Raw genomic sequence first — 20,918 nt, forward strand, 5'->3', positions numbered from 1 at the left:
ATGACCGAGACGCCACGTCAGGCGGCGCCCGTGCCGCGCCTCACCGCCACCGTCCCCGTCGGCACACCCCCCGTCTGGGCGCTGCTCCAGCGCCGGCTCTTCGACGCGCTCGACGAGGCGTGGCGCGCCTTCGCCGACCGCTACTGCGAGCCCGACGGCAGCCTGCGCTACGCCGGCCCCGTGGCCAGCCGCGATGGCGCCGACGACTTCTACGAGGCGTTCTTCAACTGGCCCAGCCTCTACCAGCTCGGCGGCGCCGACGACCTCCTGGACGCCGCCAAGCACCACTGGCGCGGCGTGACCGCGCAGCTGACCGAACTGGGCTACGTGGCCGACGAGTTCGAGCGCGGCTACGACTGGTTCCACATGGGGGAGTCGCTGCTGCTGTTCTACGGCATCTGCGCCGCCGACCCCGCCGACGCCGAGTTCGAGGCCCGCGCCCACCGGTTCGCCGAGCTGTACCTGCCGGGCGCGCCCGCGGACAACTACGACCCGGACGCGGAGATCATCCGTGCCCCGCACAACGGCGCGGCGGGACCCCGCTGGGGCGTCAACGAGGAGTGGGCGGCCGGCTACGGCGCCGACCTGGCGACCATGCGCCCGTACGGCCTGCCGCTGCGCGACCTGCCCGGCATCTCCTCCTGGCAGGACCTCAAGGACCCCGGCAACGCCGTCCGCATGGGCGCGGCCATGGACGAGCGGCTCGGCCGCGGCGACGCCGTCGTCAACCTCGCCGCCACCAGCCTGGCCACCAACGCCTGGCTCTACGGCCACGACGACCGCTACCGCGACTGGGCGCTGGGCTACATGGCCGCCTGGCAGCGGCGGGCCGAGGCGTGCGGCGGCATCCTGCCCGACAACGTCGGCCCCTCCGGCCGGGTCGGGGAGCTGCACTCCGGCCGCTGGTACGGCGGCAACTACGGCTGGTCCTGGCCGCACGGCATCTACAGCGTCGGCAACGCCGCGGTGATCGCCGCCGTCAACAGCGTGCTGCTGACCGGCGGCACCGAGGGCCTCGCCCTCGGCCGCGGACCGCTGGACACCGTCGCGCGGCACGCCGTCACCGGGACCGTCACCGGCACGCCGATGAGCATCTCCGACCGCTGGCACGCCGAGCTGGGTGAGGACGCCGACCGGCCCACCCTGCTCGTCCCCAACCGGCACGCCGACGGCGGCTGGTTCGACCACCAGCCGCCGCAGCTCGGCCTGCCCGTATGGCTGTGGCAGGCCGGCGCGGAGCGGGAGGACGCCGACCGGATCGACCGGCTGCGCAGGTCCAGCGGCTACGACTGGCGCACGGTGCGCAGCTTCCGCAACAAGGAGGAGGCCGGGCACGAGGCGCCGTGGCTGGAGTACCTGCGCGGCGAGAACCCCGGCTACCCCGTCGCCGTGCTGCGCGTCGCCCTCGCCCAGGTGGAGCGGCGCATGGCGCTGATGGCCGCCGACCGTGCTCGACCCGCCGACCTGAACATCCACCACTGGCAGCGGCTCAACCCGGTGGTCACCGAGGCCCTGCTGCAGCTCACCACGGGCACCCCGCAGGTCCTCTACAACGGCGGGCTGCTGCCCCTGCGCCTGGCCTACCACGACGCCCTGCGCGGCAGGCCCGGGCTGCCCCCGGACGTCGCCGCGCTGGTCGAGGAGGCCGGCCCGGAGCGGGTCCGGCTGCGGCTGGTGCACACCGGCCTCGGCGGCACCCGCCGCGTCGAGGTGCGCGCCGGCTCGTTCGGCGAGCACCGCATCGACGGCGTACGAGCCGACGCGGCGGAGCCCGGCTATCCCGGCGACCCGCGCGCGTACACCGCCCCCGTAACCGCCGCCACCGCCCGCGAGATCGCCGTCGGCGGCCCGCGGCTGGAGGTGGAGCTGCCGCCCGGCCGGTGCATCGGGCTCGAACTGCGGCTGACCCCGCGGGCCCACCGGGCCGCACACCGCACTACGTGAGACGAACGTGAGGAGATTTAGGTGGAGGACCACGTGTGGGATCTGCCGGTGCGCGGCAAGCCGCCCGGCAGCGCCGACCCCGGGCTCGTCGAGCAGCTGTCCGGGATCTCGTCGGCCACCGCCTGCGCCAAGCTGCACGCCCAGGGCATCCGCCGCACGTTCGTCTCCGGGCCACGGCCGCTGGCGGCCGGGCAGAAGATCGCCGGCCGGGCGCGCACGCTGCAGTTCATGCCGCAGCGCGAGGACGTCGCCTCCGGCCTCGGCCAGGAGTACGTGGAGCGGCACACCGCCCTGTGGGCGGTGCTGGAGGCGATAGAACCCGGTGACGTGCTCGTGGTGCAGGCGTACGGCAGCACCCACACCGGCTGCTTCGGCGACATGCTCGTGCGCTACTTCCAGCGCAAGGGCGGCGCCGGGATCGTCGTCGACGGCTGCATCCGCGACCTGCCCCGGGTGCGCGAGACCGGCCTGCCGGTCTGGTCGACCGGCGTCACCCCGCACTACGCCTCCCAGTCCGAGCTGTTCCCGTGGGCGTACGACGTGCCCGTGGCCTGCGGCGGCGTCCTGGTCCTCCCCGGCGACCTGGTGGTCGCCGACGACGACGGCCCGGTCGTGGTGCCCCGGCGGCGCGCCGGGGACGTCGTCTCCGCGGCCCGCGAACACGAGCAGTGGGAGCGCTTCAGCCGCACCCGGATCGAGGAGGGCGGCGCGCTCGCCGACTACTACCCGCTGACCCCCGACACCCGTGCCGAATACGAGCGCTGGCGCAGCGCCCGGGGCATGGGCTGACCCCCGAGCCTGACCCCCCGCCTTGCCGCGAGAGGCGGACACACCGCACACCTGCATGTCCGAGAGACAAGGAGACCCCGTGTTGCGTACCATCCGACGATCCCGAGCGAGTGTCGCGGTGCTGGCGTCGAGCGCCCTGCTGCTCCTGGGCAGCACCACGCTGCCCGGGGACGGCACCGCCACCGCGGCCGGCGACTGCCAGCCCGAGGAGTTCTTCGTCGCGCCCGGCGGCAGCGACCGGGCGGAGGGCACCGAGGACGACCCCTGGCGCACCATCGGGCACGCCCGCGACCACATCCGCGGCGAGGACCTGAACAAGGAGATGAGCTGCGACGTCGTGGTGAACCTGCGCGCCGGCGACTATCCGGTGGACAAGGCCGTCGAGTTCGACGAGCGCGACTCCGGCTCCGGCGGCCACGACGTGATCTACCGCAGCTACGACGGCCCGGGCGAGGCCCGCGTCACCGGCGCCGAGGAGGTCACCGGCTGGGAGGAGTACAAGGACGGCATCTACCGCGCCGATGTCGGCACGGATGCCTTCTACACACTCTTCGAGGACGGCAAGCGCGCCACCAACGCCCGCTACCCCAACCGCCGCACCGACACCGAGTGGGCCCCGTACCTGATCTCCACCATCCCCGAGCCGGAGAAGGAAGCGGTGCGCCGCTGGCTGTGGGCCAACCCCGGTGAGCTGGACCCGACGTGGGATCCGGAGAGCCTGGCCGAGGCCACGGTGACGATCTGGTCCGGCGGCAGCTGGAGCTGGTTCACGGACACCGTGCCGATCAAGGACGTGAACCTGGCGGAGGGCCAGATCTCCCTGGAGTACCAGACCCGCTACGCCATGATGAACAGCCGCAGCGGCTCGCGGTACTTCCTGCAGGACTCGCTGCACTTCCTCGACCAGGCGGGCGAGTACTACCTGGACAAGGAGAAGGGCCAGCTCTACTACAAGCCGCGCGGCGACATCAAGGACGCCAAGGTGCTGGCGCCCACGACCACGCAGCTGCTCGACATCGCCGGCAGCAGCGAGCGGTACCGGGTCAAGAACATCACCTTCGACGGGCTCGCCCTGCAGTACAGCGACTACGTGGACTGGTACCGCTTCGGCTGGGTCGACGACGGCGACTCCGGCTACGTGCACAAGTACCCGATGTACGACCGGCAGGTCGAGATGCCCCGCAACCGCTTCGGCGCGGTGACGGTCACCAACAGCAAGGACATCACCCTGACCGGCATGCGCATCTCCGACACCGGCTACCACGCCGTGTACGCGCTCTTCGCCAACGATCACCTCACCGTCAAGGACAGCCTGCTGGAGAACATCGGCGCCGACGGCATCAAGGTCGAAGGCCCGTATCCGGGGGAGGGCAACACCTCCAACGGACACGTCTTCACCAACAACTACATCACCCACTACGGCGAGCTGGTGCCGGGCGACGCCGCCGGCGTCGAGCTGATGGACACCGGCGACAACGTCGTCAGCCACAGCCTCATCGAGCACAGCGCCCGCTACGGCGTGAGCCTGGAGGTCCGCCCGGAGGTCCCCGCCGAGGACAACTACGCCCGCAACAACACCTTCGAGTACCTGCGCATCGAGGAAGCCGGCCTGGACAGCGGCGACATGGGCGCCTTCTACACCTACGGCGTCGAGAACGCCGAGCCGCACCCGATCGACAACCACGTGCGCCAGGTCGTCATCGGCGACGTCATCCCCGACGACTCTATGCCCGACAGCGGCACCCGCGGCGTGCACATGGACGCCGGCGGCTGCGGCTTCAGCTTCGCCGACATCGAGGTCGGCGAGGTCACCGACGACAAGTACCAGAGCTACCAGTGCAACGAGGTCGAGAACGCCAACTGGCAGGAGGGCTTCGACGCCTCCCGGATGGAGTACGACAAGATCGGCCTGAAGGACTCCTTCCCTTACCCGGCACCGGAGCGAGACGCGAAGTGAGTACCCGATGAGCGGTCGCATCCGCTGCGAGACGCAGGGCCCGGTCGCCGTGGTCACCCTGGACCGGCCGGCCAAGCTCAACGCCCTCACTCCCGAGATGGCGGCGGAGCTGCGCAGCCGGCTCGCCGGTCTGGACGACGACGCCACCGTGCGCGCCATCGTCCTGACCGGCGCCGGTGGCCGGGCCGGGCCGGTGTTCTGCGCCGGCAGCGACATCGCCGAGCTGGACACGTACGACACCCCGTGGGCCTTCCGCAACCGGCTCGACTACGGGGACGCCGTACGCGCGGTGCGCACGCCCGTCATCGCGGCGGTCGGCGGCCACGCCCTCGGCGGCGGACTGGAACTGGCGTTGTCCTGCGACATCCGGATCGCGGGCGAGTCGGCCCGGTTCGCCGCGCCCGAGATCAAGCTCGGCTGGATCGGCGGCAGCGGCCAGAGCGCACTGCTGACCCACAGCATCGGTGCGTCCAACGCCGCGCTGATGCTGCTGACCGGCGATCCCGTGGCCGCCCCCCAGGCCCTGGCCTGGGGGCTGGTCAGCCGGGTCGTACCCGACGAGGAACTGTTGCCAGCCGCGACGGAACTGGCCGGACGCATCGCCGCCCGGGCGCCCATCGCGGCCCAGACGGCGAAGGCCAACCTGCGCGCGGCGCACAGCATGCCGCTCGCCCAGGCCATTCAGTACGAGCGCGACCTGCAGACGGTGTGCTTCGCCACCGAGGACGCGGCCGAGGGGCGGGCGGCCTTCGCCGAGCGCCGCGAGCCGCGGTTCACCGGCCGCTGACCGCCGTAGACCGCCATAAGAAACAGCCCGGCAGCCACCGCCGCCGGCGCATGACGAACGGACGACGGAGGAAAGGACCATGGGAATCCTGGACGGTTACCGGGTGGTCGATCTGTCGATCGCCATGGCGGGGCCGCTGGCGGCGATGCGGCTGGGCGACCTGGGGGCCGACGTGGTCAAGGTCGAGCCGCCGGACGGCGAGTGGCAGCGGCACGCCCCGGCCGGTGGCGCCACGGGCCGCCGGCTCAACGCCTCCTTCCTCGCCCTCAACCGCAACAAGCGCAGCCTCGCCGTGGATCTGAAGTCGGCCGGCGGCCGGGCCGTGGTGCACGACCTGGCCCGCCGCGCCGACGTCTTCCTGCAGAACTACCGGCCCGGCGTGGCCGAACGGCTCGGCGTGGACTACGCGGCGATCCGCGAGCTGAACCCGGGCATCGTGTACGTGTCCGTCTCCGGCTACGGCGACAGCGGCCCGTACGCCGCCCAACCCGGCCAGGACCTGCTGCTGCAGGCGATGACCGGGGCGATGTACAGCGTCGGCCGCGCGGCCGATCCGCCCGCCCCGTCCGGCACGTACGCCGTCGACGCCCTCACCGCGTACTCCGCCTTCGAGGGCGCGCTGGCCGCGCTGCTGCACCGGGAGCGCACCGGCGAGGGCCAGCTCGTCACGGTGAACATGCTGGACGCGGCCATCGCGGCGCAGATGCAGGAGCTGTCGGTGTTCACCGTCGGCGGCGTCCCGCAGCGCCGCGGCGAGGAGCCGCACGGCCATACGTACATCCGCGCCCCCTACGGGGTGTTCGCCACCAAGGACGGCCACGTGGCGCTCGCCATGCCGGACCTCACCGCCCTGGCCGCCGCCCTCGAACTGCCCGCACTGGCCCGGTTCGACGCCGACACCGACGGCCACACCCGCCGCGACGAGATCACCGCCCTGGTGCGCGGGCGGCTGCCGCGTCGCACCACCGCGGAGTGGCTGGAGACCTTCACCGAGCACGGCGTCTGGGCGGGCCCCGTCCACACCTACGCCGACGTCGTCGCCGACCCCCAGGTCCGGCACAACGGCTCCTTCGTGACCTACCGGCACCCGGCCGAGGGCGAGGTGACCACACCCGGCTTCCCCTACGGCTTCAGCGCGACCCCGCCCGAGGTGCGCCGCGGCGCGCCGCTCGTCGGCGAGCACACCCGCGAGATCCTCGCCGAACTCGGCTACCCGGACGGGCAGGTTGCCGGGCTGCTCGACGGCGGCGCCGTGCGCGCCGCCGAGGAGGGGGCATGACGACCATGGCGACCACCCCGCCCCGCACCGCCGAGCTGCGCGGGCTGACCTGGGATCATCCACGCGGCTACGCGCCCCTGGAGGAACTGGCCCGCCTCGACGACTCGCTGCCGCCCGGCTGCGAGACCGTCGGCCGGCCGCTGCGCTGGGACCGCCAGCCGCTCGCCGGCTTCGAGTCGACGCCGATCGCCTCGCTCGCACCCCTATACGACATCCTCGTCGTCGATCACCCGGGGCTGGGCACGGCGGTGGACTCCGGCTGCCTGGTGGCGATGGAGGAGCTGTTCGCGCCGGCCGAACTGGCCGGCTGGCGGGAGCGGAGCGTCGGGGCCAGCTACGACAGCTACGTGCTGGACGGCCGCACCTGGGCGCTGCCCCTGGACGCCGCCGCCCAGGTGGCCGCCGTCCGCCCGGACCTGATGGCCGGTCAGGCGCAACCCCGCACCTGGGCGGAGGTGTGCGCGCTGGCGGCCCGGGTGCCCGTCACGCTCTGCCTGGGCGGACCGCACGCCTTCCTCACCTTCTGCGCGCTGAGCGTGGCCCGCGGCGAGGAGCCGGCCAGGAAGGCCGACGCGCCGGGCGGCCCGTCCGGGGACGTCCTCGTCGGCCGGGAGACCGGGCTCGCCGCCCTCGACGTGCTCGCGGAGCTGACCGAACGGACCCCGCCCCGGCTGCGGTCGGCCAACCCCATCGCCGTGCTGCGGGCGATGGCCGCCGCCGGCGGACCCGCGTACTGCCCGCTGGTCTACGGCTACGTCACCTACACCCGGGCCGGGCCCTACCCGCTGGCGTTCGCGAACGCCCCCGCCTGGCGGCCCGGCGGCCCGCCGGGAAGCGTCCTCGGCGGCGCCGGCCTCGCCGTCTCCCGCCACCGCGCCGCCGACGCGCCGGCCCGCACCGCGGTCCGCGACCACCTCCGCCGCCTCCTCGCCGACCCGGTGCAGCGCGAGCTGTTCCCCCTCACCGGCGGACAGCCCGCGGCCCGCGCCGCGTGGACCGACCCGTGGACCAACGATCGCTGGGACGGCTTCTACCGCGCCACCCTCGCCACCGTCGAGGCCGCCTGGGTGCGGCCCCGCGGGCCCGGCTATCCCAAGTTCCAGGAGGCCGCCTCGCGGCTGCTGCGCGAAGGACTGGCCGACCGCCGGCCGCACGGGGCGCTGCTCGACGACCTCGACGCCTGCTACCGCCGCTACCACGAAGGGGGTCAGCGATGACCGCAGATCCGGCACCCGGGGCCACGGCGGTGGTCACGGGCGCGGGCGGCGCCCTCGGCCGTGCCATCGCCCTGCGGCTGGCCGCCGACGGGCACCCGGTGGCCCTGCTCGACGCCGACGGCGCCGCGCTGGAACGGGCCGCGAAGGACGTGGTGGAGGCGGGCGGCGAGGCGCTGGCGCGCGTCGTCGACCTGCGCGACGCGGACGCCGCCGAGGCCGCACTCGCCGCGGCCGGCCGCACGCTCGGCCCGGTCGGCGTCCTGGTCAACAACGCCGCGGTCTATCCCGCCCGCCCCTTCCTCGACGTGCCGCTGGCCGAGTACGAGGACGTGCACGCCGTCAACCAGCGCGCCTACTGGGTGTGCGCGCAGACCGCCGCCCGCTCCATGGCGCCGGCCGGCGGCGGGGCCATCGTCAACGTCGCCTCCATCACCATGCACGGCGGCTGGTCCGACCTCGCCGCGTACGTGGCGACGAAGGGCGCCGCGGTGTCGCTCACCCGGGCGCTGGCCCGCGAGCTGGGCGCGTACGGGATCCGCGTCAACTGCGTCTCGCCGGGCGCGTTCCCCACCGCCGCCGAGGAGATCCACCCGGATCCCGAGAGCTACCGGGCCCTCGTGCTGGAGCGGCAGGCCCTCAAGCGCCGCGGCCGGCCGGAGGAACTGGCCGCCGTCGTGGCGTTCCTCGCCGGTCCCGACGCGTCCTTCGTCACCGGACAGACGATCGAGGTCAACGGAGGGTGGGTGATGACGTGAGGATGCACGGACGGGAACTGGGTGCCCGCGACCTGGCGGCGCGCGCCGGGGACACCGCGGCGGCCGGCGGCGTACGCCTGGTGACGCTGGCGGACGGCGCCGAACGGGGCATACGCGCCCTGGAGTTCCGCACCGGCAGCGGGCTGGCCTTCGACGTGCTGGTCGACCGCTGCATGGACATCGGCGCGGCAGAGCACTCCGGCCAGGCATTCGGCTGGCGGTCACGCACCGGCTTCCGCCACCCCGGTCTGCACGAGCACGGCGACGAGGACGGGCTGTCCTGGCTGCGCTCCTTCTCGGGCCTCACGGTCACCGGCGGGCTCGACCACACCCTCTTCGGCGGCGAGGTGGACGCCACGGGGTACCGCTACCCGCCGCGCGCCACCGTGCGGCACGGCCTGCACGGCCGCGTCGCCAACCTGCCCGCCCGGCTCACCGGTTACGGCGAGCGCTGGGAGGACGCCGCGACGAGGGAGCGGTGCGTGCTGTGGGCCGAGGGGCAGGTGCGCCAGGCCGCGGTGTTCGCCGAGAACCTCAGCCTCACCCGGCGCATCGAGGCCGACCTCGGCGGCGACGAGATCCGGTTGACCGACACCGTCGTGAACCCGGGCTTCGAGCCGATGCCGCACATGTTCCTCTACCACGTCAACCTCGGCTGGCCGCTGCTCGACGAGGGCAGCCGCTTCGTCGCGCCGGTGGCGGAGACGGTCTGGGAGTCCGGCAGCGTGGCCGAGCAGGGCGTCGGCCACCGGACCCTGCCCGCACCGCTGCCGGGCTTCACCGAGCAGGTCTACGAGCACCGGCTGCACGCGCTGCCGGGCGGCCGGACCGGTGCCGCCGTGGTCAATGACCGGCTGGGGCTCGCGGTGAGCCTCGAATGGTCCCCGTCCGCCTTCCCCTGCTTCTTCCAGTGGCTCAACCTCCGCGCCGGCGACTACGCCGTCGGCCTGGAGCCCTCCACGCACCACGTGGCGGGGGACGCCGCCGCCCGTGCCGACGACAGCATGATCTGGCTGCCGCCCGGCGAATCCCGCAGCTACCACTCGGCGTTCCGCGTGCACCGCGGCGCCGAGTCCATCGCCGCCCTCGACGCCCGACTGGAGCCGCCCCGTGTCTGACCGGACCGAACGGAGCGAACGGACCGAACGGAACGAGCGCAACGAGCGCAACGAGCGCAACGACGGCCACCAGGCGAACGGCGTGCCCGGGCAGAGCGAGCGGCCGAGCCCGTCCCGGCGCACCGTCGTGGCCGTGGCCGCCGCCGCGGGCGCCGGCGCGGCGGCGACGGCCCTGCCCGCTGCCCTGCCCGCGACCGCCGCCCGTGCCGCCGACGGCGGCGACGGCAGCCGCGACGCCGCCGACGGCCACGGGCCCAACCCGATGCGGCTGTGGTACGCGGCGCCCGCCGCCGAGTGGCTCGAAGCCCTGCCCGTCGGCAACGGCCGGCTGGGCGCCATGGTGTTCGGCCGCACGGACACCGAGCGGCTCCAGCTCAACGAGGACAGCCTGTGGGCCGGCAGCCCACACGACTACGCCCGCCCCGACGCCGTGGACCACCTCGCGGAGATCCGCCGGCTGGTCGTGGCGGAGAAGTGGCACCAGGCGCAGCAGCTCGCCGACGCGCATTTCCTGGGCACCCCCTCCGAACAGGCGCCCTACCAGGTGCTCGGCGACCTCGAACTCGCCTTCCCCGCCGGCGGCGAGATCTCCGGCTACGAGCGCGAACTCGACCTGGAGAGCGCGGTCACGCGCACCCGCTACACCCGCGACGGCGTGCGCTTCACCCGCGAGGTCTTCGCCAGCACCCCGGACCAGGTCATCGTCGTCCGGCTGACCGCGGACACCCCGGGCGCCATCGGATTCACCGCCCACTTCACCACCCCGCAGCAGGCGAGCGCGGCCACCGTGGACGAGCACACCGTCGCGCTCGACGGCGTCAGCGGGGAGTGGGAGGGCCGCGCCGGCGCCGTCCGCTTCCGCGCGCTGGCCCGAGCGGTCCCCGAGGGCGGCACGGTGCACAGCGCCGCCGGCGCGCTGACCGTGACCGGTGCGGACGCGGTCACCCTGCTGGTCTCCATGGCCACGAGCTACCGCTCCTACAAGGACGCCGACGCCGACCCCGCCGCCCGCGCCAGCCGCCCTCTGGAGCCGGCCGCCCGGACCCCGTACAAGGAGCTGCGCCGCCGCCATGTGGCCGACTACCGGCGGCTGTTCACCCGCGTCGGCATCGACCTCGGCACCTCGGACCGCGTTCTACTCCCCACCGACCAGCGTGTCCCGCTCTTCGCCGACGGCGGCGACCCGCAACTCGCCGCGCTGTACTTCCAGTACGCCCGCTACCTGCTGGTGTCCTGCTCCCGCTCGCCGGGTCAGCCCGCCAACCTGCAAGGCCTGTGGAACGAGAGCATGACCCCCAACTGGGAGTCGAAGTACACCCTCAACATCAACTTCGAGATGAACTACTGGCCTGCCGGCCCGGGCAACCTCGCCGAGTGCTGGGAGCCCGCCGTCGACATGGTCCACGAGCTGGCCGAGTCCGGCGCCCGCACCGCCGGGGCGCTCTACGGCTCGCCCGGCTGGGTCGTGCACCACAACACCGACGGCTGGCGCGGCACCGCACCGGTCGACTTCGCCTTCTACGGCCTGTGGCCGACCGGCGGCGCCTGGCTGTGCCTCGTGCTCTGGGACCACTACCAGTTCACCGGCGACACCGCCGCCCTCAGCAGCAACTACCGGGTCATGAAGGGCGCGGTCGAGTTCTTCCTCGACTTCCTGACCGAGGACGCCCGCACCGGCTGGCTGGTCACCAACCCCTCGCACTCACCGGAGGTCGGCCACCACGAGGACGAGGGCGAGAACGTCAGCATCTGCGCCGGCCCCACCATGGACATGCAGCTGCTGCGCGATCTGTTCGACGCGTTCCGCGACGCCGCCCGGGTCCTGGACCGCGACCACCGGCTTGCGGAGCGCGTCACCGAGGCCCGCGACCGGCTGGCCCCGAACCAGATCGGCCACCTCGGCCAGATTCAGGAATGGGTTGAGGACTGGGAGGAGGCCGCGCTGATCAAGCACCGGCACATCTCCCACCTCTACGGGCTCTTCCCCAGCGCCCAGATCGACCCCCTGCGCACCCCCGAACTGGCCGCCGCGGCACGCACCTCGCTGGAGCTGCGCGGCACCTCGGGCACCGGCTGGTCGCTCGCCTGGAAGATCAACATGTACGCGCGGCTCCTCGACCGCGACGTCGCCTACAAGCGGCTCTCGGAGCTGCTGACCCCGGCCCGTACCGCCCCCAACCTCTTCGATCTGCACCCGCCCTTCCAGATCGACGGCAACTTCGGCGGCATGTCCGGCATCACGGAGATGCTGCTGCAGAGCCACGCCGGCGAGATCGCGCTGCTGCCCGCGCTCCCCGAAGCCTGGCCCGCGGGTTCCTTCCGCGGGCTGCGGGCGCGCGGCGGCTTCGAGGTCGACCTCGCGTGGACGCCGGCGGGGGTGGCGCACGCCGCGGTGCGCTCCCTGCTCGGCAACCCCGTCCGGATCCGCACACCCCATCCCGTGGAGGTTACGGGGGCGGTGGCCGACCACCCCGCGGAAGGGGTGGTCGTCTTCGACACCAAACCGGGCGGCGCGTATGTGCTGCGCCCCCCGCAGTCCGCTCACACACCGATGGAGGAGTAGCGAACTTGAATCCTCCCCCAGCCGAAGCAAGGGGATTCCTGGCTCAGGCAGCTCCCACGCTCAGCGAACACGAAAGTCTTACACCCTCAACACCAGCCGGGTTGAAACCAGCCCGGGATCTTCGCGCAAGCAAAGAAAGTGCGATGCAGATTTGTTCTCGCAACGCACGATGCTGTCTTGGTTCTCGATCAGCACCGCTGATCATAGGAGGTATCCGGTGACTGACGCAAACGGAAGGCCCGCCCGGCACACCCCACTTGGCCGCCGCGCCTTCGTCACCGCCACCGGCGCGCTGGTGGGCTCCGCCTCCCTCGGCGGCGTCCCGGCCCGCGCGGCTGCAGGCAGTCCGGGGGCAGCCGCCACCGCGGACGTGCCCGCCTTCCCCGGTGCCGAGGGCGGCGGCAGAAACGCCACCGGCGGCCGCGGGGGGGAGGTGTACGAGGTCACCACCCTCGCCGACGCGGGCCCCGGCTCGCTGCGCGACGCCGTCTCTGCGGGGAACCGCACGGTGGTCTTCCGGGTCTCCGGCACCATCGAGCTGGCAGGCGGCCTCGACATCACCGGCTCCAACCTCACCGTCGCCGGCCAGAGCGCCCCCGGCGGCGGCATCTGCGTGGCCGGGAACGAGACCGAGATCAAGGCCGACAACGTGATCCTCCGCCATCTGCGCTTCCGCGGCACCGACCGGATGGGCACGCCCATCGACACCTTCAAGATGGAGGGCCGCCGGAACGTGATGATCGACCACTGCTCGTTCAGCTGGGGCGTGGACGAGACCTGCTCCCCGTACGGGAACCGGAACGTCACCGTGCAGTGGTGCATCATCGCCGAGGGCCTGACGATGTCCGCGCACGAGAAGGGCCGCCACGGCTACGGCGGCCTATGGGGCGGCGACGACGTCACCTACCACCACAACCTGCTGATCCACAACGGCGGTCGCAACCCCCGCTTCAGCTTCGTCGAGGACGTGCCACTGCGCGCCGACAGCCGCAACAACGTCATCTACAACTACGGCTACACCTCCTGCTACGGCGGCGAATGGGCCAACGGCATCAACCTCGTCGCCAACTACTACAAGCCGGGTCCCGACACCCTCGCGGAGATCGCCCCCGTCATCGTCTCCCCCGACCGCGGCGGCAGCTGGCACGTCAGCGGCAACGTCATCGAGGGCCACCCCGACGTCACCGAGGACAACACCCTCGGCGTCGACATCCCCACCGGCGGGATCACCCTGCTGCCCGAGCCCGTCGAGCTGTCCGAGCCGATCGAGCAGCAGTCACCCGCGGACGCGTACGAGGCCGTGCTCGCCGGCGCCGGCGCCACCGTGCCGCGCCGCGACGCCATCGACGCCCGGCTGGTGGCCGACGTGCGCGCGGGCACCGGACGAATGATCAACTCCCAGTCCGAGGTGGGCGGTCTCGTCCCGCTCGCCGCGACGCAGGTCCCGGCGGACAAGGACCACGACGGCATCCCCGACACCTGGGAGCGGGAGCACGGCCTGAAGCCGTCCGACCCGGCCGACGCCGCGGCGATCGACCCCGAGACCGGCTACAGCCATCTGGAGCTGTATCTGAACTCCCTCGGCCGCACCGGCGCGCCCAACCCCGCCGCCGGCATCCTCGCCCCCGCCCGGCACACCATCCTGGCCAGCGAGGCCGGCACCCACGACATCGTCGTGGAAGCGGAGGCGACGGCCCACCAGAGCGCGGAGATCGCCGTGCTGGAGTACTACGCCGGCGCCACCAAGATCGGTGAGACGACCGCCGCGCCCCACCGGATCACCTGGGCCGACGCGCCGGAGGGCACGCACTACCTGACCGTGCGGGCCACCGACTCCACCGGCACCGCCACCACCTCCACCGGCGTGCCCGTGCACGTCAACCGCGTCACCGACCTCGGTCCCTGGACGTCCGCCGACATCGGGGACGTGCCCATTCCGGGCGCCGCGGCGGTGGACGGGGACGGCGTCTTCACCGTGCGCGGCTCCGGCCGGATCAGGGGCCGTACCGACTCCTTCCACTTCGTTCACCAGCAGATCGAGGCACCGGACGACGAGGTCGTGGAGATCATCGCCCGGGTCGACTCGGTCAGCGCGGTCTACTCGGACGTCCTCGGCGGCATCATGATCCGGGAGAACCTGACCGAGGACTCGCCCTTCTGCCTGATGGCCGTCGCCGTCTCCTCCGACGGCCTGGTCGGCGTCTGCAAGCGCATCGCCGCCACCGGCGGGGAGATGAGCGTCGGCACCTACCCCTTCGAGGAGGGCGAGGTCCTCGACGACCGGCCGTACTGGCTGCGGCTGACTCTCCGCGGCGACGAGTTCACCGCGGAGATCTCACCCGACTCGCTGCAGTGGACGCGCGTGGGCTACGAGCGGATCGCGATCGGGCCCGCGCCGTACGCCGGGCTCGTGGTCGACGCCAACAAGGAGGCCAACGACACCGCCAACTACACCACCGCGCGGTTCAGCCAGGTGCGCATCAACCACTGAGCGCCCTGCGGGCGGCCGTCCCACCGCGAGTCACGCAGTACGGCTTCGTGCGCGGTGGGGCGGCCGGGGCCGCGGTGTGGCGGGGGGTGTTCTCTCGTTCAGCCAGGTGTGCGCATCAACCACTGACGAACGGCACCCACACCCGCATCGCGCCGTCACCGCGGTTGTCCCACTGGAAGTAGGGCACCGCGATGGCGGCCGTTCGGCGCCGCGAGTCCTCGGCGTACGGCCCGCCGTGCGTCCGGTACGGCAGCCCGGCCTCATGCGCGCCGCCGAGGACCAACCCCCCGGCCCGCAGCAGCACGGTGCGGCCGACGCCCGCCAGATCGGCGTGCTCGACCTCCTCGAACGCCACGTCCTGCGGCAGCGCCAGGTCGTCGACCTCGGCGCCGTCCTCCTGGTCGGCCTGCTCGAAGCAGTAGACCAGCGGCCCGCGTTCGACGGCCACGCTGCCGCGGAGGGCGTCGATGCGCGGGTGCGGCACGGTCAGCCGGGGGGTGAGGTCCAGATGCAGCACGAGCTGTTCGCCCGCCCGCCAGTCCCGGCTCACCACCGCGTACCCGCGCTCGTCCGGCGCGGCGTCGAGCAGCGCGCCGTCGGGCGTCTCCAGCGTCGTCCGCGCGCTCCACGTCGGTATGCGCAACGCCAGCGCGAACGGGCCGGCGGGGGCCTCGGTGACGGTGATCGCGACCCGGCCGTGCCAGGGGTAGTCCGTCTCGACCCGCAGCCCGAGCCGTCCGCCGGCGAAGGGACAGGCCAGCTCCATCGGCGCGTACTGGTGCAGATGGAACGCCGGCACGCCGGCGTGCCCGGAGACGGTCGCTGTGCTTGCTGTGCTAGCCGCGTAATGCTCCAGCGAGGCGACGAGACGGGTGACGGCGGGCGGGCAGCAGGCCGAGAAGAACCACTCGTCGCGGCAGCGCGGATCGCCCACCGCCTCGGCGTGGTCCGGGCGCCGGGTGAGCGGGTTGCCCTTGTAATACGTCCTGCCGTCGGTGGAACGGGCCGCGCCGAAGGCGTTGTAGAGCGTGCGCTCGATCAGGTCGGCGTACCGGGCCTCGCCGGTGGCCAGCAGCAGCCGCCAGCTCCACTGGATGCTCGCCGCCGAGGCGCAGGTCTCGTTGTACGACAGGTCCGGCGGCAGCTCGTAGCGCTCTCCGAATACCTCACCCACCTGGCGCGAGCCGAGCCCGCCGGTCAGCGACATCTTTGCCGCCGTCATGTCCTCCCAGCGGGCGACGGACGCGGCGAGCAGCTCCTCGTCGCCCGTCTCCACGGCGACGTCGACGACGCCGGCCTCCAGATAGAGCCCGCGCACGGCATGGCCGGTCAGCGCCGGCGCGGTCCGCACCGGCAGATGGTCCTGGCGGTGCATCGTGCCGTGCTTGTGCCGGCCGACCAGCCCGTGCCCGCGGCGCTCGACGAGGGCGGCGGACAGCTCCAGATAGAGCTCCTCGCCCGTGACCCGGTACAGCTCCACCAGCGCGGTCTCCACCTCGGGGTGACCGTCGAGGCCGGGGCCCGGACCGGGGAGGAAGACGTCGGCGAGATGGTCGGCGAACCGCCGGGCGACGGCGAGCAGTGTCGCGTCGCCGGTGCTGCGCCGGGCGGCGACCGCGGCCTGGATGAGATGCCCCGCGCAGTACAGCTCGTGGCTGTCCACGAGCTGTGCGTAGCGTCGCCCGGGCGCCGCCACCTGGTAGTGGGAGTCGAGATAGCCGTCGTCCTGCTGGGCCCGCTCCAGCAGCAGTGCGGTGCGCCCGGCGAAGTCCGCGAGGGCGTCGTTGGGCGGGCGGTGCTGAGCCTCCCGCAGCTGCCAGGCGACCGATTCGAGGACCTTGTGCACGTCGGAGTCCATGTACACCGGGCCGCGGAACTCGCCGTCCGCCTCGCCGGCGGCGATCTGGAGGTTGCGGAGGTTGCCGGCCTTCTCCAGCCACTCCACCGCGAGCGGCAGGCTGACGCGGCGGTTGACGTCCTGCCACTGCCGCAGCGGGCCGCCGGTCAGCTCGGCGTGCTCCAGGCGCAGGGGCCGGTGCGCCGTACGCGCGCCGGGGGAGGGGACCGCGGGTCCTTCCATGGCTGCTTCTCCTGATTCTCCGGTCCCGTACGGGAGCGGGCGAGTCACATCCGGGGGCGGGCGAGAAAGGCGATGGTCTGGTCGCGCACCCGCATGATGTGGGCCTCCAGCAGGTCCCGGGCGGCGAGCCGGTCGCCGCTCTCCAGGGCGTCGACGACCGCGCGGTGCTCGGCGACGGCGGTGCCCAGCCGCGACGCGGTGATGGGCGCCTCCATGCCGGTGCGGGTGACGTGGATGCTCAGGTGCAGGTCGTCGTGGAGCTCCAGCAGCCGGGGCAGGCCGCCGAGCTCGACCAGGGCGCGGTGGAAGCGGCTGTCGTTCTCCCGGAACTCGATGTAGCGGCTGTGGTCCGCAAGGGACGCCTGGGCCAGCACCTCGGCCTCGTCCACCAGCTCGCGCAGGCGCGCCGGGGACTCGCGGTCGGTGCGCTCGGCGAAGAGCCGCAGGCTGTGCGACTCCAGCATGAGCCGCAGCTCGAATAGCTCGTAGAGGCTGGAGAGCGACGGGATGGCGACGGTGAAGCCGGCGGTCGGCTCGTACGCAAGCAGCCCGCGCTCGTAGAGTCGGCCCACCGCGCTGCGCACGGGGGTGCGGCTCATGCCCAGCCGGCGGGCGAACTCCCGTACCGGCACCGGCTGCCCGGGGGCGGGGTTCTCCTTCGTCAGCCAGTCGACCAGGGCCTGGCGTGCGCGGGCCTCCAGGCTCTCCTCGGAGTCGGGCGGTCCGGATGCCGACGCCGGCCCCTTCTGGGCCGCCGCCGTTCTCGGTGGGGTCATAACGGGCCTCCAGGCTCCCTGCGCTCCACGACTGCCGGCCGGGCCCTGCCCCCGGTCGGCTCCGGTCAGCCTATGGTATGCCGCTGGTCGACCGGCAGTGGGCGGGTTTTGCCGACCGCAGCAAATTCCTCACGCACAGGGGTTGACGGTCATTTTACGCCCGGTCACCATTCATGGCATACCACTGACATGCCTATGGGGTGCCTATGCCAGTCCCGCTGCTGCACGGCATCATCGCGCCGGTAGTGCTGCCCATGACGAAGTCCGGAGAGGTAGACGCGCCATCGCTGGAATGCCACCTGCAGCACCTCCTCGCCGCCGGCATCCATGGGCTGTGGATGAACGGCACCACGGGGGAGTTCCACGCCCTCGACGCCGAGGAGCGGGCCGCCGCCGTGCGGGTGGCGGCGGAGACCGCCGCCGGCCGGACGCCGGTCGTCGCCCACGTCGGTGACACCGCCACCGGGCTGGCGGTACGGCACGCCCGCGCGGCCGTCGCCGCCGGGGCCGACCAGGTCTCGGTCATCGCGCCGTACTTCACCGAGTTCACCCGTGAGGAGCTGCGCGACCACTACCGCCGGATCGCCGAGGCCGTCGGCTTCCCGATCTACGCCTACCACATGCCGCGGCTGACCAAGATCGGTCTGACCGCGGGCTGCGTGCTGCAGCTCGCCCGGGAGGGCGTGCTCGCCGGCATCAAGGACAGTGACGGCGACCTCACCTGGTTCCGTCAGCTCGTCCGCCGCGCCGACCGGACAGGCGTGGAGCTGCGCTGCTTCACCGGGGGCAGCAGCATCAGCGACGTGTCGCTGCTGACCGGTGCCGCCGGAGTCACCTCGTCCGCGGCCAATCTGACGCCGCGGCACCTCGTCGCGATGTACGACGCCGCCCGCGCCCAGGACTGGGAGCGGGTGCGCCACATGCAGGACCGGCTGGAGGACCTGCTGGAGGCGATGCGCCCGGCCCGCCGGACCCCGACCCTCTCCTCGGTCATCAGCACCTACAAGTTCGTCCTCGCCACCCTCGGCCGCATCGAGGCAGACCACACCGCGGCGCCCCTGGCGCCCCTGGACGAGGACGAGAAGGCACGCCTCGTCTCGACCGTGGTGCCCCTGGTCCGCGAGCTGGAGGCGGCGGCACACGCAAAGGAGCGTGGAGATGACGCGTGAGCGCAAGTACCCCCCGTTCGTCGCCAGACGGCGGGTCCTGCAGACCGGAGCCGGTCTGGTCGTCGCCTCGGCGGTGCCCGGCTGCGGCTTCTTCGACACCGACCCCGCGGACGAGAGCGGTGCGGGCGGCGGCGCCAAGGGCAAGGAGGCGCCGATGCTCAAGGAACGGGTCGAGGAGGGGAAGCTGCCCAAGGTCGCCGCACGCCTCCCCGACAAGCCCCTGGTCGTCGAGCCGCTTGACAAGGCGGGCGTCTACGGCGGCACCTGGCACTCGGCGATGCTGACCGAGGAGGACGTCCCGTGGCTGAAGATGACCATGGGGTACGAGCCGCTGCTGCGCTGGTCGCCGAAGTGGGAGGGGTCGGCCGCCACCGAGATCCTCGCCAACGTCTGCGAGGAGTACGAGGTCCTGGGCGGCGGCCGGGAGTACGTCTTCACGCTCCGGCGCGGCATGAAGTGGTCCGACGGCGAGCCGCTGACCGCCGACGACTTCGACTTCTGCTACAACGACTACCAGGTCTACCCCGACCTGCACCCGGACGCCATCTACGAGCTGTGGCTGAACCAGAACGGCGAGCCCGCCCGGTTCGTCAAGGAGGACGACCACACCGTCCGCTACGTCTTCGCCGAGCCGAAGGCGAACTTCCTGGAGCAGATCGCCGGCCTGCACGGCCTGTACATGTTCCTGCCCAAGCACTTCCTGGAGCAGTTCCACCTCAAGTACAACAAGAGCGCCGACAGCGTGGCCAAGAAGAACGACATGGCCAACTGGGTCGAGTTCCTCCCCCTGCGGCTGGAGCACTGGGTCTACCCCGACGTGCCGACCGTCAACGGCTGGGTGGCGCAGAACGCGGTCGGCGTGGGCAGCAACGTCGTCGCCGAGCGCAATCCGTACTACTGGAAGACCGACCCCGACGGCAGCCAGCTGCCGTACATCGACAAGGTGGTCTGCGAGGTCGTGCAGGACGTCGAGGTCGAGGTGCTCAAGGTCTCCAACGGCGACCTCGGCCTGCAGCTCTACAACTTCGGCACGGTGCGCAACAAGCCCGTGATCTCGCGCAACCAGGAGTCCGGCGACTACCGGATGATCGAGATGCTGCCCGACGACGTCAACACGATGATCATCGGGTTCAACCAGACCCACCCCGACCCGGCCAAGGCGCGGATGTACGGCAACAAGGACTTCCGCATCGGCCTGTCGCACGCGATCGACCGCAAGAAGATCATCAACACCCTGCACGGCGGCCAGGGCATCCCCTGGCAGTGCGCGCCCGTCCCCGGCACCGACCTCCACGACGAGGAACTCGGCAAGCAGTTCACCGAGTACGACCTCGACCTCGCCAACGAGTACCTGGACCGGGCCGGCCTTCGCGAGCGCAACGGCGACGGCATCCGGCTGCGCGAGGACGGCAGCCCCGTCAAGTTCAACGTCCTCGTCGCCTCCGAGTACCCCGACCAGGTCGACGCACTCGACCTGATCAAGTCCGACTGGCGCGAGGTCGGCGTCGACATCACCGTGCAGCGGATGGCCGAGGAGCTGTACTGGGTGCGGGTCGAGTCCGGCGAGAGCGACGCCTCCGTCTGGACCGGCGGTTCCTTCGACATCCGTACCGGCGCCGGCGGTAACCACTACTACCTGCCGTCCAACCCGCGCGGCTCCTCCCGCTTCGGCGGCCAGTGGGCCCTCTGGTACTGGAACCCCGGCAAAGACGGCACCGAGCCGCCGGCCCGGGTCAAGCGGCAGCTGGAACTCTTCGACCGGATGCGCGCCACGTTCGACCGCGCCAAGGCGACATCGCTCGCCCGCCAGGTCCTGGAGATCACCAAAGAGGAGTTCTACTACCTCGGCATCAGCACCATGCCGACCGAATACGGCATCGTGAGGAACGACTTCCACAACGTGCCGGAGAAGCTCCCCGGCGCGGGCGCGTGGCAGGCGCCGGGCCCCGCGCGGCCAGAGCAGTTCTACCTCGCTGACGAGGCCTGACGGGCG

14 protein-coding genes are annotated in these 20,918 nt (G+C 72.5%); 12 read left to right on the forward strand and 2 right to left on the reverse strand.

Annotated features, from left to right (window positions below; translation table 11 throughout):
* The 10 genes from T328_RS23510 (at nucleotide 1) to T328_RS23555 (ending at nucleotide 14,900) form a co-directional block, all read left to right on the forward strand.
* On the forward strand, nucleotides 1-1,944 hold the full coding sequence (locus T328_RS23510) for a DUF8034 domain-containing protein (protein ID WP_496498129.1): 1,944 nt from the start codon (nucleotides 1-3) through the stop codon (nucleotides 1,942-1,944).
* Between the two features lie 21 nt (nucleotides 1,945-1,965).
* Complete coding sequence (locus T328_RS23515) at nucleotides 1,966-2,733, forward strand: RraA family protein (protein ID WP_496498130.1); 768 nt, start codon at nucleotides 1,966-1,968, stop codon at nucleotides 2,731-2,733.
* A gap of 79 nt (nucleotides 2,734-2,812) precedes the next feature.
* Nucleotides 2,813-4,690 carry a right-handed parallel beta-helix repeat-containing protein gene (locus T328_RS23520; RefSeq protein ID WP_496498131.1) on the forward strand — a complete coding sequence of 626 codons (1,878 nt, stop codon included), beginning with the start codon at nucleotides 2,813-2,815 and terminating at the stop codon, nucleotides 4,688-4,690.
* A gap of 7 nt (nucleotides 4,691-4,697) precedes the next feature.
* Entirely contained in the window at nucleotides 4,698-5,477 is a 780-nt protein-coding gene (locus T328_RS23525; RefSeq protein WP_496498132.1) for an enoyl-CoA hydratase/isomerase family protein, read from the forward strand.
* Nucleotides 5,478-5,556: 79 nt separating this feature from the next.
* Nucleotides 5,557-6,756 carry a CaiB/BaiF CoA transferase family protein gene (locus tag T328_RS23530; RefSeq protein WP_496498133.1) on the forward strand — a complete coding sequence of 400 codons (1,200 nt, stop codon included), beginning with the start codon at nucleotides 5,557-5,559 and terminating at the stop codon, nucleotides 6,754-6,756.
* Complete coding sequence (locus T328_RS23535) at nucleotides 6,753-7,973, forward strand: extracellular solute-binding protein (RefSeq protein ID WP_496498134.1); 1,221 nt, start codon at nucleotides 6,753-6,755, stop codon at nucleotides 7,971-7,973. Before T328_RS23530 ends, T328_RS23535 begins: the two co-directional genes overlap by 4 nt.
* Nucleotides 7,970-8,728 carry an SDR family NAD(P)-dependent oxidoreductase gene (locus T328_RS23540; protein ID WP_496498135.1) on the forward strand — a complete coding sequence of 253 codons (759 nt, stop codon included), beginning with the start codon at nucleotides 7,970-7,972 and terminating at the stop codon, nucleotides 8,726-8,728. Before T328_RS23535 ends, T328_RS23540 begins: the two co-directional genes overlap by 4 nt.
* 2 nt (nucleotides 8,729-8,730) lie before the next feature.
* On the forward strand, nucleotides 8,731-9,846 hold the full coding sequence (locus tag T328_RS23545; protein ID WP_496498199.1) for an aldose 1-epimerase family protein: 1,116 nt from the start codon (nucleotides 8,731-8,733) through the stop codon (nucleotides 9,844-9,846).
* Nucleotides 9,839-12,409 (forward strand): glycoside hydrolase family 95 protein, encoded by a 2,571-nt coding sequence (locus T328_RS23550; RefSeq protein ID WP_496498136.1) that lies wholly within the window; start codon nucleotides 9,839-9,841, stop codon nucleotides 12,407-12,409. The genes T328_RS23545 and T328_RS23550 overlap by 8 nt, the downstream gene beginning before the upstream one ends.
* A gap of 217 nt (nucleotides 12,410-12,626) precedes the next feature.
* The gene (locus T328_RS23555; RefSeq protein ID WP_496498137.1) at nucleotides 12,627-14,900 is read left to right on the forward strand and encodes an Ig-like domain-containing protein; all 2,274 of its coding nucleotides are present in this window, start codon (nucleotides 12,627-12,629) and stop codon (nucleotides 14,898-14,900) included.
* 115 nt (nucleotides 14,901-15,015) lie between these two features.
* Here the strand turns inward: T328_RS23555 and T328_RS23560 are convergent, their stop codons facing one another.
* Both T328_RS23560 and T328_RS23565 read right to left on the reverse strand, forming a co-directional pair.
* Nucleotides 15,016-16,980, reverse strand: coding sequence for a glycoside hydrolase family 127 protein (locus T328_RS23560; protein WP_496498138.1), 1,965 nt, complete (start codon nucleotides 16,978-16,980; stop codon nucleotides 15,016-15,018).
* A 44-nt stretch (nucleotides 16,981-17,024) separates the two neighbouring features.
* Nucleotides 17,025-17,756, reverse strand: a complete 732-nt coding sequence (locus T328_RS23565) for a GntR family transcriptional regulator (RefSeq protein WP_496498139.1) — start codon at nucleotides 17,754-17,756, stop codon at nucleotides 17,025-17,027.
* A 206-nt stretch (nucleotides 17,757-17,962) separates the two neighbouring features.
* On the opposite strand from T328_RS23565, the gene T328_RS23570 reads away from it, so the two are divergent.
* Nucleotides 17,963-18,925, forward strand: coding sequence for a dihydrodipicolinate synthase family protein (locus T328_RS23570; RefSeq protein ID WP_496498200.1), 963 nt, complete (start codon nucleotides 17,963-17,965; stop codon nucleotides 18,923-18,925).
* Nucleotides 18,915-20,912 carry an ABC transporter substrate-binding protein gene (locus T328_RS23575; RefSeq protein ID WP_496498140.1) on the forward strand — a complete coding sequence of 666 codons (1,998 nt, stop codon included), beginning with the start codon at nucleotides 18,915-18,917 and terminating at the stop codon, nucleotides 20,910-20,912. Before T328_RS23570 ends, T328_RS23575 begins: the two co-directional genes overlap by 11 nt.
* Nucleotides 20,913-20,918: the final 6 nt, after the last annotated feature.

The sequence above is a fragment of the Streptomyces sp. CNX435 genome (genome assembly GCF_059570575.1).